This is a genomic window from Limnohabitans sp. (assembly GCF_046052825.1).
Lineage (GTDB): Bacteria > Pseudomonadota > Gammaproteobacteria > Burkholderiales > Burkholderiaceae_C > Limnohabitans.
Genome location: NZ_JAVLFP010000024.1, coordinates 14621 through 28776 on the forward strand (window position 1 = coordinate 14621; position 14156 = coordinate 28776).

Below are 14156 nucleotides of genomic sequence, written 5' to 3' on the forward strand. Positions count from 1 at the left end.
CATGTCCTTGATTCAGTTTGAATTGAATGGCCAATCCCACAGCGTGGAAGCCCAAGACAACGACAACTTGCTCGATGTGTTGCGCAACAGCTGCGGCCAAAAGTCGGCACGCTTGGGGTGCGGCTTGTCTCAATGTGGGGCTTGTCATGTGATGCTCGATGACCACGCGGTTCCCGCATGCAGCACGCCCATGTGGTCGGTGGCAGGCAAGCAGGTGGTCACCCTGGAAGGTTTGGGGCAGGCCGACAGCCCCCATCCTTTGCAAACCGCTTTTTGTCAGCAGCAAGCTGCTCAGTGCGGTTATTGCAGCAGCGGCATGTTGATGACAGCAGCGGCTTTGCTTAAGCACAACCCGAACCCCACGCCCGATCAAGTGCGTCAAGCCTTGCAAGGCAATTTATGCCGTTGTGGCGCCCACAACCGCATCGTGCGTGCTGTGTGTCAAGCCGCCCAGTCGATGGAGCGCGTATGAGTGCCTCGATCGAAAAACCCGTTGTGCTGCCCGGTGGTCTCAACACCAACCGTCAGCTGTCTCAGTGGTTACAGTTTTTGCCCGACGGGCGCGTGCGCTTGATGTCCGGCAAAGTGGAAATCGGTCAAGGCATCTTGCATGCGCTGGCGCAAATTGCCGCGCAAGAGTTGGCGCTGGACGTGGGATGCATTGAGGCAGTGGCCGCAAGCACCGCATTCAGCCCCAACGAAGCGGTCACCTCTGGCAGTCTGTCGATTCAAGACTCAGGCATTGCGGTGCGCTTGGCATCCCGTCATGCACGGCTCTTGTTCAGCCGTGCAGCGGCCGAGCACTTAGGCGTGCATGTGCAAGACATCGACGTAGCGAACGGACAGTTCCTCCACGCTGGACGGGTGCTCGGCAGTTACGCTGACCTGTGCCATCGGGTTGACTTGGCGGTAGAGGTTCTGCCTGCCAGTCAATTGCCAGCTGGACCGATGGCCCGGGTGGCCTCACCCATTCGTCCTGATTTGGTCCGTAAATTTTTCGCAGCGCCTGAGTATCTGCAAGACCTGGCGTTACCGGGCATGTTGCACGCGCGCATGTTGCGTCCACCCAATTTGCAGTCTCGCTTGAACGAAGAGGCTTGGTTGCAAGCCCAGCGCCATGTGCAGGCTCTGAATGGCGTGCAAGGGGTTTACCGCGAAGGCTGCCAAATAGGGGTCATCGCCGGTACCGAAGCCCAAGCCATCCAGGCTGTAGAAGCCTTGGCGCTGCAATTGACGGAGTTGCGGGCTTGGCATGTGCCCGCAGAGTTTCCCGATGCCGCCGAGTTGACCAACTGGCTGCGTCAAAGTCCTTTGCAAACCACCACGGTGGCCACCACAGGCCCTGCGCCAGATCTGACCCAAAGCCCGGCAGTGCGAAGCTTGCAAGCAAACTATGCACGCGCGTATTTGCACCATGCGTCGATGGCACCTTCTTGCGCGCTGGCGCAGTGGTTGGGGGATGAGGTTCAGGTGTGGAGCCACTCGCAAGGTATTTTCAACTTGCGACGCGACATGGCCTTGGCCTTGGGCTGCGCTCCAGAGCAAGTCACCATTGCGCATGTTCAAGGCGCAGGTTGCTATGGGCACAACGGCGCCGACGACGTGGCCTTTGACGCGGCATGGCTGGCGCGCTTTGCCGCCGGTTCTCCAGTGCGGGTGCTGTGGTCGCGTCACGACGAAATGGCCTGGTCACCTTTGGGGCCCGCCATGAGCATTCGTTTGCAAGCGGGTTTGGATGCCCAAGACCGTTTGGTGTTCTGGCAGCACGATGTCTGGAGCCAAGGGCATGGCACCCGGCCAGGGCGCAATCCGACACCGGCCTTGCTGGGGTGTTGGTTGCAGCATGGCAAATTTCCAGTGCTGTTGGCCGAGAACGCCGCCTTGGCTGTGGGCGGTGGCTCGGACCGCAATGCGGTGCCGCCTTATGCGTTCGAATCTTCACACATCTTCAACCACCGCGTGATGCAGATGCCCATGCGCGTGTCTGCCTTGCGGGGCTTGGGGGCGCATGCCAATGTGTTTGCCGCCGAGTCGTTCATGGACGAAGTGGCCCATGCCACTGGTCAAGACCCCTTGTCCTTGCGCTTGAACCATCTGCCTGACCCGCGTGGGCGCGCAGTGCTGGAGAAGGTGGTTGAGCAAGCCCGTTGGACACAACGTCAGGCTCGCCAGCAGGCCCACGCAGCACTAGGCGCTGACACGGCGTGGGGCCAAGGACTGGCCTATGCCCGTTACAAAAACACCGGGGCTTACTGTGCGATGGTGGCCGAAGTCGAAGTGGCCGAACAGGTGCGCGTCAAGCGCCTCTATGTCGTGGCCGATGTGGGTCATGTGGTGGATGCTGACGGTGCCATCAACCAACTCGAAGGCGGTGCGATCCAAGCCGCCAGTTGGACCTTGATGGAGGCGGCTCGGTTTGATCGCCAGCAGATCCTCAGCGTGGATTGGGAGAACTATCCCATTTTTCGTTTTGAAGATGTGCCTGAGGTCTCGGTGGACTTGGTGGTTGATTCCACGCACCCCTCCGTGGGCGCAGGTGAAGCCACCATCGGTCCTTGCGCAGCGGCCATTGCAAATGCGGTGTTCCACGCTTTAGGGGTGCGGGTGCGCGACATGCCGATCACCCCTGAACAAATTCTCACCGCCATGAATCAGGCAGATGCTGCTTGATCCGACAGATTCACGATTGAGGAGCTTTGATGGAATTGCATATATTGAGTGGCGGCGCTGCAGCGGGACTGGTGGAGCCCTTACAAGCAGAGTTTGAAGCTGCACACGCGTGTCGCCTGCTGGGTACCTTCAGTGCGGTAGGGGCCATGAAAGAAAAATTGTTGGCGGGTGCTCCGTGTGACCTCGTCATCTTGACCCAGGCCTTGGTGGAAGGCTTGATGGCTTCGGGCCACGTGCGCGCTGACAGCTTGCGCTATCTGGGCGTGGTCAAAACAGGGCTTGCCGTCAAGACGGGCACGCCGCATCCAGCCATTCAAACGCGTGCCGATTTGCAAGCAGCATTCCGTGCGGCAGAGGGTATTTATTTTCCAGATCCCCAATTGGCCACAGCTGGCATTCACTTTTTGAAAGTGCTCACCGCATTAGGTTTGCAGGAGGAACTGGCAGACCGCTTTCGCACCTATCCCAACGGCGCCACGGCCATGCGTGAAATGGCCAAGGCCAGCGGCCATGTGATGGGCGGCACGCAGGTGACCGAAATCAACTACACCCAGGGCGTGGATTTGATTGGCTTGTTTCCCCAAGAGTTTGAGCTGGCCACGGTCTACGCCTTGGGTGTTGCCACGAACGCCAAGCAAGCCGGATTGGCGCAGCAATTGGCAGACCTACTGTGCAGTGACCGCACGCGCGCTTTGCGCATGGCTTTGGGGTTTGAGTTGGCGCATTGACGTGACGCGCTCAAACGAGACTGTGGCATGAGCAAAGCGTTCACCCGCGAAACCGACTCGGACGATGACGACGAGGTCGGATTGCCCCCGCTGCCAGCGGGGGGCAAAAACTACATCACGCCCCAGGGTTACGCGGTCTTGCTGGCGGAACTGTTTGATTTGATGGACAACGAGCGGCCCCGCATGGTCGAGATCGTGCACTGGGCGGCTAGCAACGGCGACCGCTCTGAAAACGGCGACTACCACTACGGCAAAAAACGCCTGCGTGAAATTGATCGCCGCATTCGCTTTTTGACCAAACGCCTTGAAATTGCCGAGGTCACCGACCCCAGCGTGCACCATGGCTTAGAACAGGTTTTTTTTGGTGCCACCGTCACTTATGTAGACGAGGCAGATGTCAAGCGGACCGTCACCATTCGGGGCATCGACGAGGCCGACAGCCTCAAGGGCGAAGTCAGTTGGATTTCACCCATTGCACGGGCCTTGCTCAAGGCGCGGGTGGGAGATGCCGTCAAATTGGTCACACCCGTGGGCGTGCAAGAGGTTGAAGTTGTGACGGTCAACTACCCCGCACCGCAAGCGCGGGCTTGATCACGCCTCACGGTCAATGCCAGAGATCACGCGTTGCGCTTGGAGTACCGAGGGCACACGGCGCAGGCTGCCCAGCACCAAATCTAAGTGCTCTTTGTCGCGCACAGAAATCACAAAACGCAACTCGGTGGCTTCTTGGCCGCTGACCTCATCGGCCATGTTCACCAAGGTGATGTCGGCTTCTGCATTGGCGATGGCTGCCGCGACGCGAGCCAAAACTCCTTTGCCATTGTTGACGGTGACGACCAGCGCCACTTCAAAGTGACGGGTGGGCTCATCCGTCCACTCGACGGCGATGAATCGTTCGCTGTCTTTGTGCTTGAGTCGTTGCGCAACCCCGCAATCGTGGGTATGCACCACCAAACCTTCGCCTCGGCCTAAGTAGCCCAAGATCGCGTCGCCTGGAATGGGGCGACAGCAGGGCGCGTATTGCACTGAAGCGTTTTCGCTGCCATCCACCACCACCCCCCCTTGAGAAACGTTTTCGTGCGCTGTGAAGCGCTCGCGGCTCATGAGCAGTGCATCCGGCTTTTGACCCGCCTCAGCCAGCAATGTGGCCAAGCGCTTGGCCACAATGCTGGCCACACGTTTGCCCAGCCCAATGTCCACCAGCAATTCATCTTGCGTTTTGCTGCCGGTGAATCGCTGCAATTTGTCCCAAAGTGCTTGGTGTTGTGCATCGACCGCAGGTAGTTGCTCAATGCCTTCGGCCCGCAGGGCTTGGGCCAGTAATTTGTGTCCCAATTCCTGCGACTCGGCTTGCGCCATGGTCTTGAGGTGATGGCGAATTTTGGAGCGTGCCCGCCCCGTACGAACAAAGCCCAACCAAGCGGGGTTAGGGGCTGCCACGGTCGAGGTGATCACTTCCACCACATCGCCATTGCGCAATTCGGTGCGCAGTGGCACTTGGTTGCCATTGACTTTGGCGGCCATCGTGCGGTCGCCCACATCGCTGTGCACGGCGTAGGCAAAGTCAACCACGGTGGCGCCTCTGGGCATGGCCATGATCTTGCTTTTGGGGGTGAACACATACACCGCATCGGGGAACAGATCGACTTTGACATGGTCCCAAAACTCGGTCGCATCGCGCGTCTCGTCTTGGATGTCCAACAACGACTGCAACCATTTGTTGCCCAAATTGCTGCTGTTGTCTTGACCCGATCCATTGGCTTTGTAGAGCCAGTGTGCGGCCACCCCAGACTCGGCCACCAGGTGCATGGCTTCGGTGCGCATTTGAAACTCCACATTCAAACCCGATGGCCCCACCAGCGTGGTGTGCAGCGATTGGTAGCCATTGAGTTTGGCGATGGCAATGTGGTCTTTGAATTTGCCTGGAACGGGTTTGTACAACTGGTGCAACACGCCCAAGGCGGTGTAGCAGTCCGTCACATCCGGCAAGATGAGGCGAAAACCATAGATGTCGGTGACTTGCGCAAAGCTCAGTTGCTTGCCAGCCATTTTTTGGTAGATCGAGTAGAGCGTTTTTTCGCGTCCCGAAATGCGCACCTTCAAGCCCGCCTTGGTGAAGGCCGTTTCAACTTCTTGTTGCACCCGCTTCATCAAATCGCGACGGCGTTGGCGTGCTTTTTGAACCGCTTTGCTCAGGACTTGATGGCGCCAAGGCAACAGGTGTTTGAACGCCAGCTCTTGCAATTCACGGTAGGTCTGATTCAGGCCCAAGCGGTGCGCAATGGGCGCGTAAATTTCGAGGGTTTCGCTGGAAATGCGCGACCACTTGCTGCGCGGCATATCGCCCATGGTGCGCATGTTGTGGCTGCGGTCTGCCAGTTTGACCAGGATCACGCGCACATCGCGGGCCATGGCCAAGAGCATTTTTCGAAACGACTCCGCTTGGTTTTCTTCTCGCGTGTTGAACTCGAGCTTTTCCAATTTGGTCAGACCATCCACCAAATCGGCCACCTGGATGCCAAAGCGCTCGACCAAATCGGTTTTGGTGATGCCACAGTCTTCCATGGCGTCGTGGAGCAAGGCGGCGGACAGTGCTTGTGCATCCAGCTTCCATTCGGCACATTGCGCCGCAACCGCAATCGGATGGGTGATGTAGGGCTCTCCGCTGTTGCGCATTTGTCCCAGATGAGCCTCGTCGGCGTAGCGGTAAGCGCGACGAACTTGGTCCAGCCCCTCGGTGCTGAGGTAGCCCAGTTTTTCTGTCAGCGCCGCAAAGCTGGCTGCCGCGGCATTGGCGGCTGCTTTGTGGTTGCCTGCAGGGCTGGTGACCACGGGCGAAAAAGGGTTGGCTGCACTCATAAACAACACTTTACCCGCAATGAAAAAAGCACCGACTCAGCGGTGCTTTGTAGGCAGAGAAAAACTCGGATCAACCGGGAACTTTTTTCAACATTTCCAGGCCAATTTGGCCCGCAGCAATTTCACGCAAGGCGGTCACGCCAGGTTTGTTTTTGCTTTCAACTTTGGCGGTGTGGCCTTGGCTGAGCATGCGAGCACGGTAGGTGGCGCACAGCACCAATTGAAAGCGGTTAGGAATCTGCTCAAGACAGTCTTCAACGGTGATGCGTGCCATGTGGATGCTCCAGAAATCGGTCAGATGAGATTCAAGGCTTGAAAGATATCAGCCCGTGCCCGGCGCTGAGCCGGGTATTTGAGACGCTGTGCATGCACGATCGCTTTCAGGTCGAACAAGGCACGCTCAAACAATTCATTGATTATAACGTAGTCAAATTCTTCCACTTGCGCCATTTCATCGGCGGCGTTTTGCAAGCGCAAGGCGATCACCTCGGGCGCATCTTCCCCTCGGTTGTGCAGCCGCGATTTGAGCTCTTCCCAGCTCGGCGGCAGGATGAAGATCAGCACCGCGTTGGTGAAAATTTGCTTGATTTGAATGGCGCCTTGGAAGTCAATTTCGAGCACCACGTCCGCCCCTTGGGCAATGCGGTCTTCAATCGCTTTGCGTGAGGTGCCATAGCGTTGTCCGTGCACATGCGCCCACTCTAGAAATGAGTTGGAGGCGACCATGTGGTCAAACTCGGGGGCAGACACAAAGAAATATTCACGGCCATGTTTTTCCTGCCCACGGGGAGCGCGGGTGGTGTGTGAGACCGAAGGGCGCACTTGCGCATCGAGTTCCATCAAGGCTTTGACCAAACTCGATTTGCCAGCGCCACTGGGCGCTGCGACCACAAAAAGGTTGCCAGGGAAGTTGTCCATCATTCGAGGTTCTGTACTTGTTCGCGGAGTTGTTCGATCAACACCTTCATGTCGACCGAGATGCGGGTCATCTCCATGGTGGCCGATTTGGAGCCCAGGGTGTTGGCCTCACGGTGCAGTTCTTGGATCAAAAAATCAAGTCGCTTGCCCACACCTTCGGCCTTGCCGCCTTGGGCCAGCAAGTCATCCATTTCGTCAAAGTGCGACACCAACCGCGTCAACTCTTCCGCCACGTCGATGCGAATGGCAAAGGAGGTGGCTTCGGTCAGTGCGCGGTCTTGGGCTGCTTCTGGCAGGGCAGCGCCATCGGCCAGGGCCATGGCTTCGCGCCAGCGCTCTAAAAACCGCAGGCGTTGTTGTTCTACCAATTGAGGCACCAAGGGGGCAGCTTGTTGGGCCAACACACGCAACTGTCCCAAACGCTCCCGCAGGGTTTGGCCCAGACGCGCGCCCTCCCGTTCACGGGCATCGCTGAGCTGTTTGAGGGTTGCCTTGGCCAGCTTGAGCAAGGTCGGGCCAATGTCGGCGGGCGCTGCATTTTGTGAGGTGCTCAAGCGCAACACATCGGCCACTGACAAGGAATTGGCTTTGGGTAACCACGCCTGCACAGTGTCTTGCAATGCCGACAAACGTTGCAGCAACTGGGGGGTGGGCGCCCCCAAGGTGTTGTCGCTGCTGGACTCGATGTGGGCACGCACCTCCACCTTGCCGCGTTTGAGGTGTTTCATCAGCAACTCACGCAGCGCGGCTTCGTGGGAGCGCAGCTCTTCGGGCACCTTGAAGCTGAGGTCGAGGAAGCGGCTGTTGACCGAACGAATCTCCAAGCCCAAACGCAAGGCTGGGTGGGCTGATGGGTCGGCGGCGTCGGGGTGCAGCTCGGCTTGCGCGCTGGCGTAACCCGTCATGCTGTAAATGGGCATGGTGTGAGGAGTGGAAACAAATAGCAATTATCTCAGCACCGCAGCCCCCGCCCAGCAACTTACAGATTGCCTGACAATTGGCTCTTATTTGTGATCTCCAACCGATTGTTTTTGACCATGACCTCCAAGCTCCCTGCATCCCGCCACACCCGTGCTGCCGACCAACTGCGCCCCGTGCGCATCACACGCCACTACACCATGCATGCCGAGGGCTCGGTGCTGATTGAGTTTGGCCATACCAAGGTGTTGTGCACCGCATCGGTGGAAGAAAAAGTGCCGGGTCATAAAAAAGGCAGCGGTGAGGGTTGGGTCACCGCCGAATATGGCATGTTGCCGCGTGCCACCCACACCCGCAGCGACCGCGAAGCCGCTCGTGGCAAGCAATCGGGCCGCACCCAAGAAATTCAGCGCCTCATCGGCCGCTCTATGCGTGCAGTGTTTGACCTCAAGAAGTTGGGCGAGCGCACCATCCACCTCGATTGCGACGTGTTGCAAGCCGACGGCGGCACACGCACGGCCAGCATCACCGGTGCATTTGTCGCGGCGCAAGATGCGGTCAACACCCTCATCGCCTCGGGAAAGCTGAAAGAAAGCCCGATCACCCAGGGTGTGGCGGCTATTTCGGTGGGCATGCTCGGCGACTTGCCCCTGCTTGATTTGGAATACACCGAAGACGCCAGTTGCGACACCGACATGAATGTGGTGATGACCAGCGCCGGGCATTACGTGGAAGTACAGGGCACGGCCGAAGGTTTGCCCTTTACCCGTGACCAAATGAATGCCTTGCTGGCCTTGGCCGAAAAAGGCATTGGCGAGCTGATTGCCCTGCAACAAGAAGCGCTCAACGGCTGATGACATGGCGGTTCAGATGAAGCAAATTGTTCTGGCCTCTCACAACCCTGGCAAGCTGGCCGAATTGCAAGCCATGTTCGCTCCTTTGGGTGTTGAGCTGGTGCGCCAAGCCGATCTGGGTGTGGGCGAAGCCGAAGAGCCCTTCCACACCTTTGTGGAGAACGCACTGGCTAAAGCACGCCATGCGTCTTGCGAAAGTGGCTTGCCCGCGCTGGCAGATGATGCGGGCTTGTGTGTCGACGCTTTTGGGGGCTTGCCCGGTGTGCAAACTGCTTACTACGCCACCCAGTTTGGTTACGACAAGGGCGACGACAACAATGTGCGCGCTTTGCTGGAGCAAATGGCGCAGGTCGACAACCGCCGCGCGGCCTTGGTCAGTACCTTGGTGGCGGTGCGCCACCCAGACGACCCTGAGCCTTTGATTGCTGTGGGCCGTGCAGTGGGGGAGATCACACGCTCGCCGGTGGGGGCCAACGGATTTGGGTTTGACCCCATCATGTTCATTGCGCGATTCGGCAAGACCTTCGCTGAACTGCCCGTTGAGGTGAAAAACGCCAACAGCCACCGTGGACAAGCGGCCCAGCAGATGCTGGTTTTGATGCGTGAGCGTTGGTTTTAAACCCGCATGACGGCAGATATTCAGCACCTCATGCGTCCTGGCACGCTGTCTTTGAGCAGCTTGCCACCGCTCTCGCTGTACGTGCACCTGCCCTGGTGTTTGAAGAAGTGCCCTTACTGCGACTTCAATTCACATGAGCTGCCCAGCACTGGCGCAGGCTTGCCCGAGCAGCGTTATTTGGATGCCTTGTGCGCCGATGTGGAGAGCGCTTTGCCGCTGGTATGGGGTCGCAGCGTGCACAGCATCTTCATTGGGGGTGGCACACCCAGCTTGTTTTCGCCAGCGGCCATTGAGCGCTTGATCAGCGACTTGCGTGCGCGCTTGCGTTTGGAAGCCGATTGCGAAATCACCCTAGAGGCCAACCCCGGCACCTTCGAGAAAGACCGTTTCCGGGCCTTTCGCGCTGCCGGTGTGACCCGCCTGTCGGTGGGGGTTCAAAGCTTCAACGACACGCATTTGCAAGCCTTGGGCCGGGTGCACAACCGCGCCCAGGCCATTGCTGCGTTAGAAGAAGCCGCCAGTGCCTTTGACACCTTCAACCTCGACCTGATGTACGCCTTGCCGGGGCAAACCTTGGCACAGCTGGACCAAGACCTGGACACGGCGCTGTCGCTCGCGCCGCCGCATCTGTCGGTCTACCACCTCACCATCGAGCCCAACACGGTGTTTGCCAAGTTCCCGCCCCAAGTGCCTGAGGACGATGACGCCTACGCCATGCTCGACCGCATCACCGAGCGCACCGCAGCAGCAGGCCTGCAGCGCTACGAGGTATCGGCTTATGCCCAGCCCAACCACCGGTGCTGGCACAACCTGAACTATTGGCAATTTGGCGACTACTTGGGCGTGGGCGCGGGGGCCCACAGCAAACTCAGCTTTGCGCACCGTGTGTTGCGTCAAGTGCGCAACCGCGACCCGCGCTTGTACATGGACCATGCGTTGGATGCCACTCGACCGGAGCGTGCGGTGGCACAAAGCACCGAGGTGGCCCGCAGCGAATTGCCGTTTGAATTCATGCTCAATGCGCTGCGTTTGCGCCATGGGTTCTCGTTGGCAGACTTCACAGAGCGCACGGGCTTGCCCGTGACCGCGATTCAAGCCGCTCTGGCTGAGGCCGAAGCCAAAGGCTTGGTGACGCGTGACTTTCAACGGGTGGTGCCCACCGAGCGGGGCTTTGACTTTTTGAGTGATTTGCAAGCTTTGTTTTTGCCGGAGGACGCCAACCCATGAGAGCCTCATCCAAAAAGCCCTGAAAGGGCAATTACAATAGTGGCTGAAATTCAACAGGAAGCGTGGCAGAGCGGTTGAATGCACCGGTCTTGAAAACCGGCGAGGGTGTGAGCCCTCCGTGAGTTCGAATCTCACCGCTTCCGCCAAATTGTCAAGATGAATGGGCCTTTCTAGGCCCTTTTCTCTTTTTTGCTGATAGGTTTCTCCATTCACATCGGCGCCTAGCAATTGAGCTGATTGTTGGACTTGACCCTGTCATTTGTTCACTGCTTTGTTTCATGTTTCACCTAGGCCAGGGAGGTATGCCAGAGCTATGATCAAAAGAGCGGGGCATACTTTCAATTTCAAATTGGGCATTGGACATGATTGACGCAAGGTCTCTACAAGGCGTGATTGGGATCGCCATATTTGTTGCCCTTGCCGTGGCTCTTAGCCAGGATCGACGGCTCATCAATTGGCGCCTAGTACTGAGCGCCATCGTCATGCAATTTGTGATCTGTGTGGCGTTTACCCACTTGAGTTTTCTTCAAAGCGCGCTTGAAGCCTTGAATGGGGGTGTGCAAGCGCTCAGTCACGCAAGTACCAAAGGGACCTCATTTGTATTTGGATTTATTGGAGGAGGTCCTGCGCCCTTTGAAGTCAAAGATCCCAACTTCATGTTCTCATTGGCTTTTCAAATCCTGCCCTTGATCATTTTCATCTCTGCGCTGTCTGCTCTGTTGTGGTACTGGCAAGTTTTGCCGCTCTTGGTAAAGATGATCAGTGGTTTTTTTGAGCGCACTTTAAACACGCAAGGACCTGCTGGTTTGGTGGCTGTGATCAATATTTTCCTTGGGCAAGTAGAGTCGGCCCTTATGGTCAAGCCTTACTTGGCGCGCATGTCAAAACATGATTTACTTTTGGTCATGACGGCTGGAATGGCCATGATTGCTGGCTCGATGATGGTGATCTACTCTGCCATGCTAGGACCACAGTTAGGTCCAGGCATGGGGGGCGTTTTGGGGCACCTCATTACCAAATCCATCATGTCAGTGCCTGCTTCTATTTTGTTCGCTCACCTTTTATTGCCCGAGTCGCGAAATTTGAGTGTTCACACTGGGCCCGTTGAAGGCACCAAAACCCAGATGCATCATCCCTATAAAAGTGTCATGGATGCGATTACCCGTGGAACATCTGAAGGCTTGTCCATTTATTTAAATGTCGTGGCCATACTGATCGTTTTGAGTGCTTTGGTTGCCCTAGGCAACGATGGGTTAGCGCGCGTGGGGTTGGAGATTGGCTACCCATTAAGTATTCAAGGCTGCGTGGGATGGTTTTTTGCGCCCGTCGCATGGCTCATGGGCGTGCCCTCGGATCAATCCATGACGGGGGGGCAACTTTTGGGCGTCAAAACAGTGCTCAACGAATTTTTGGCTTATCTTGATTTGATCAAACTTCCGGATTCAACCCTTGACGCACACTCGCGCTTGATCATGATTTACGCGCTTTGCGGGTTTGCCAATTTAGGCAGCATAGGCATCCAGATCAGTGGGCTATCGGCCATGGTTCCTGAGCGGCGAGATGAACTGAATTCATTGGCTTGGCCATCATTCATAGCGGCCATTTTGGCTTCGTGTATGAACGGAGCCATAGCGGGTTTGATATTTCCCTGACGTTTTGACATTGGGTGATTGCGCCGCGTGATTGGTGTACGCTGCCATTCAAATAATCTTGCAGCGAATCAATGCATCCTCATTGACCAAGTAAATTGCGCACATTCGGTGGTAACCATCCGCAATGACGACTTTGCCTAACTTTGAATCCCGCACCAATAGCAATGGGGACAGCGCAGTGCCTTTGGCAATTTTTTTGCTGTCCTTGTCTACGTGAGAGTTACTGACACCTAACAAGGAAAGCGAAGATGCCCTGAAAATATCTTTGGCTTTGAATTCAACGATCTTCGTTTTACGGAGTTTGTTGACCACTTGTTTTGCGTGTTTGTCGTCGTAAATCAAACGCAAATAAGATTCAGCCGCGGGGTAATCGTGTTCTTCCACTGCATCGAGCCAAAGGATTGCTTTGTTTTTGGTAGCCATATTTCTTTCGAAAAATTAGATTGACTTCCGTTCCATTTTATTCACCCCATACTTTATGCCACACTGGATCTCATCTGAATTTCAGCGACTCTGTGTGACCTGTTTGCTCGGGCTCGTGTGGATGGCGCCTTTCATGGTCAGCGCGCATGTGGTGGAAGTGGGTCAAGGCAAAGTCAACCTGATCGCAAATCAAGCCTATGTGGCCATGTCAATTCCCGCGTCAATCTTTGCCAGCGCAGACGACAACGGGGATGGTGGGCTGGATGCGGCGGAAATCAAAGCCCATCTAAATCAGCTGCAGGCCAAGGTGCAAAACGGTTTGCGCCTGTGGGGTGACGAACACCCCGCGGTGTGGCGGCACATGGTGTTGAGCCCTGCGACCCGCGACACGTCAAAACCAGAGTCTTATGCGCCCCAAGTGGCGGTGATCGGCCTCGCAGTGTGGGACACGCCCCCTTTGGTGGTGGTTCTTGCGAATGACTTGTGGCAAAGACCCCCCGGCAATGCGCTGATGAAGCCGGGGGCACCCCTGGAAACGCTCAAGGTCAGTGTGACGCGCAGCCAAGACGGACAAGTCGTCGCCGAGGAGGTTGGGCTGTTGTCACCCCTTCAACCCCAGCTGGAGTTTTTTGCGCCAGTGCAACGCCACATCGCCAACTTTGCGCACCACGGGTTTGACCACATCATGGGTGGTGCAGACCATCTTGTGTTTTTGGTGGCGCTCCTGGCCAGTGGCATCGGTGTGCGGCGCTGGGCAGCGTTGCTCACTGCCTTCACGCTGGCCCACGGTTTGACGTTTGGCTTGGCTGCGATGGGATGGGTCACGGTGTCCGCTTCTCTTGTGGAGCCCGCCATTGCAGCGTCCATCGTCTGTGTCGCGGCACTCCACCTGATGCGTGTTCACGTGGCGCTCCGCTCAGAGCTCTTGCTGGTGTTGGCATTGGGCCTGGTGCATGGTCTGGGCTTTGCCTCTGCCATGCAAGAAGAAGGGGGCAGCCAGCTGATTGCGTTGAGTCCTTACCCCATCTGGAGCATTCTGGGTTTCAACCTGGGCATTGAGGCCGGCCAATGTGCTGTGGCCTTGGTCTTGGGGCTTTGGGTGTGGTGCGCGCGCCGCATCTTTGGCCGCTCTCGCGACGTCATGTGGCAACGCGCTGCTGGCATGGGCGCTTTGGCCATCGGGTTTTTTTGGTTGATAGATCGGATAGTTTCGTAATTGTCATAAAAGTCATATTTGTGAGTGTTAAAGTATTCTTATTGTTTTTATTGATATCAAATTTAGGAATTC

Annotated in this window: 14 protein-coding genes and 1 tRNA gene; 10 read left to right on the plus strand and 5 right to left on the minus strand. The window is 57.0% G+C overall.

The annotated features are described in order from the left end of the window. Position 1 precedes the first annotated feature (1 nt). From ACKWJN_RS02800 to greB, 4 genes are read left to right on the plus strand one after another with little or no spacing between them, the layout of a single operon-like run. Entirely contained in the window at positions 2-472 is a 471-nt protein-coding gene (locus tag ACKWJN_RS02800; protein WP_408594307.1) for a (2Fe-2S)-binding protein, read from the plus strand. Further along, positions 469-2670 (plus strand): molybdopterin cofactor-binding domain-containing protein, encoded by a 2202-nt coding sequence (locus ACKWJN_RS02805; protein WP_408594309.1) that lies wholly within the window; start codon positions 469-471, stop codon positions 2668-2670. Before ACKWJN_RS02800 ends, ACKWJN_RS02805 begins: the two co-directional genes overlap by 4 nt. A 29-nt stretch (positions 2671-2699) precedes the next feature. Beyond that, on the plus strand, positions 2700-3398 hold the full coding sequence (locus ACKWJN_RS02810) for a molybdate ABC transporter substrate-binding protein (RefSeq protein ID WP_408594310.1): 699 nt from the start codon (positions 2700-2702) through the stop codon (positions 3396-3398). Between the two features lie 27 nt (positions 3399-3425). Continuing rightward, a complete protein-coding gene (greB, locus tag ACKWJN_RS02815) occupies positions 3426-3989 on the plus strand; it encodes a transcription elongation factor GreB (protein ID WP_408594312.1) in 564 nt (187 codons plus the stop codon). On the opposite strand, the gene ACKWJN_RS02820 is transcribed toward greB, so the two are convergent. The 4 genes from ACKWJN_RS02820 to ACKWJN_RS02835 all read right to left on the minus strand — a co-directional run bounded on the left by ACKWJN_RS02820 (position 3990) and on the right by ACKWJN_RS02835 (position 8095). After that, the gene (locus ACKWJN_RS02820) at positions 3990-6257 is read right to left on the minus strand and encodes a RelA/SpoT family protein (RefSeq protein WP_408594314.1); all 2268 of its coding nucleotides are present in this window, start codon (positions 6255-6257) and stop codon (positions 3990-3992) included. It abuts the gene before it with no gap. 70 nt (positions 6258-6327) lie between these two features. Continuing rightward, positions 6328-6531, minus strand: coding sequence for a DNA-directed RNA polymerase subunit omega (gene rpoZ, locus ACKWJN_RS02825; RefSeq protein WP_100145025.1), 204 nt, complete (start codon positions 6529-6531; stop codon positions 6328-6330). Positions 6532-6551: 20 nt separating this feature from the next. Then, entirely contained in the window at positions 6552-7175 is a 624-nt protein-coding gene (gmk, locus tag ACKWJN_RS02830; RefSeq protein WP_408594316.1) for a guanylate kinase, read from the minus strand. Continuing rightward, the gene (locus ACKWJN_RS02835) at positions 7175-8095 is read right to left on the minus strand and encodes a YicC/YloC family endoribonuclease (RefSeq protein ID WP_408594318.1); all 921 of its coding nucleotides are present in this window, start codon (positions 8093-8095) and stop codon (positions 7175-7177) included. Before ACKWJN_RS02835 ends, gmk begins: the two co-directional genes overlap by 1 nt. 117 nt (positions 8096-8212) lie before the next feature. On the opposite strand from ACKWJN_RS02835, the gene rph reads away from it, so the two are divergent. From rph to ACKWJN_RS02860, 5 genes are all read left to right on the plus strand, one after another. Continuing rightward, positions 8213-8947, plus strand: coding sequence for a ribonuclease PH (rph, locus tag ACKWJN_RS02840; protein WP_408594320.1), 735 nt, complete (start codon positions 8213-8215; stop codon positions 8945-8947). Between the two features lie 16 nt (positions 8948-8963). Beyond that, positions 8964-9566, plus strand: a complete 603-nt coding sequence (gene rdgB, locus ACKWJN_RS02845) for an RdgB/HAM1 family non-canonical purine NTP pyrophosphatase (RefSeq protein WP_408594322.1) — start codon at positions 8964-8966, stop codon at positions 9564-9566. A 6-nt stretch (positions 9567-9572) separates the two neighbouring features. Continuing rightward, complete coding sequence (hemW, locus tag ACKWJN_RS02850) at positions 9573-10793, plus strand: radical SAM family heme chaperone HemW (protein WP_408594324.1); 1221 nt, start codon at positions 9573-9575, stop codon at positions 10791-10793. Positions 10794-10849: 56 nt separating this feature from the next. Next, a tRNA-Ser gene (locus ACKWJN_RS02855) sits at positions 10850-10939 on the plus strand. Positions 10940-11155: 216 nt separating this feature from the next. Then, complete coding sequence (locus tag ACKWJN_RS02860) at positions 11156-12445, plus strand: NupC/NupG family nucleoside CNT transporter (protein WP_408594370.1); 1290 nt, start codon at positions 11156-11158, stop codon at positions 12443-12445. A 48-nt stretch (positions 12446-12493) separates the two neighbouring features. On the opposite strand, the gene ACKWJN_RS02865 is transcribed toward ACKWJN_RS02860, so the two are convergent. After that, a complete protein-coding gene (locus ACKWJN_RS02865; RefSeq protein WP_408594326.1) occupies positions 12494-12868 on the minus strand; it encodes a hypothetical protein in 375 nt (124 codons plus the stop codon). A gap of 133 nt (positions 12869-13001) precedes the next feature. Here ACKWJN_RS02865 and ACKWJN_RS02870 point away from each other — a divergent pair, with 133 nt between their 5' ends. Then, positions 13002-14084 (plus strand): HupE/UreJ family protein, encoded by a 1083-nt coding sequence (locus ACKWJN_RS02870; protein ID WP_408594328.1) that lies wholly within the window; start codon positions 13002-13004, stop codon positions 14082-14084. Positions 14085-14156: the final 72 nt, after the last annotated feature.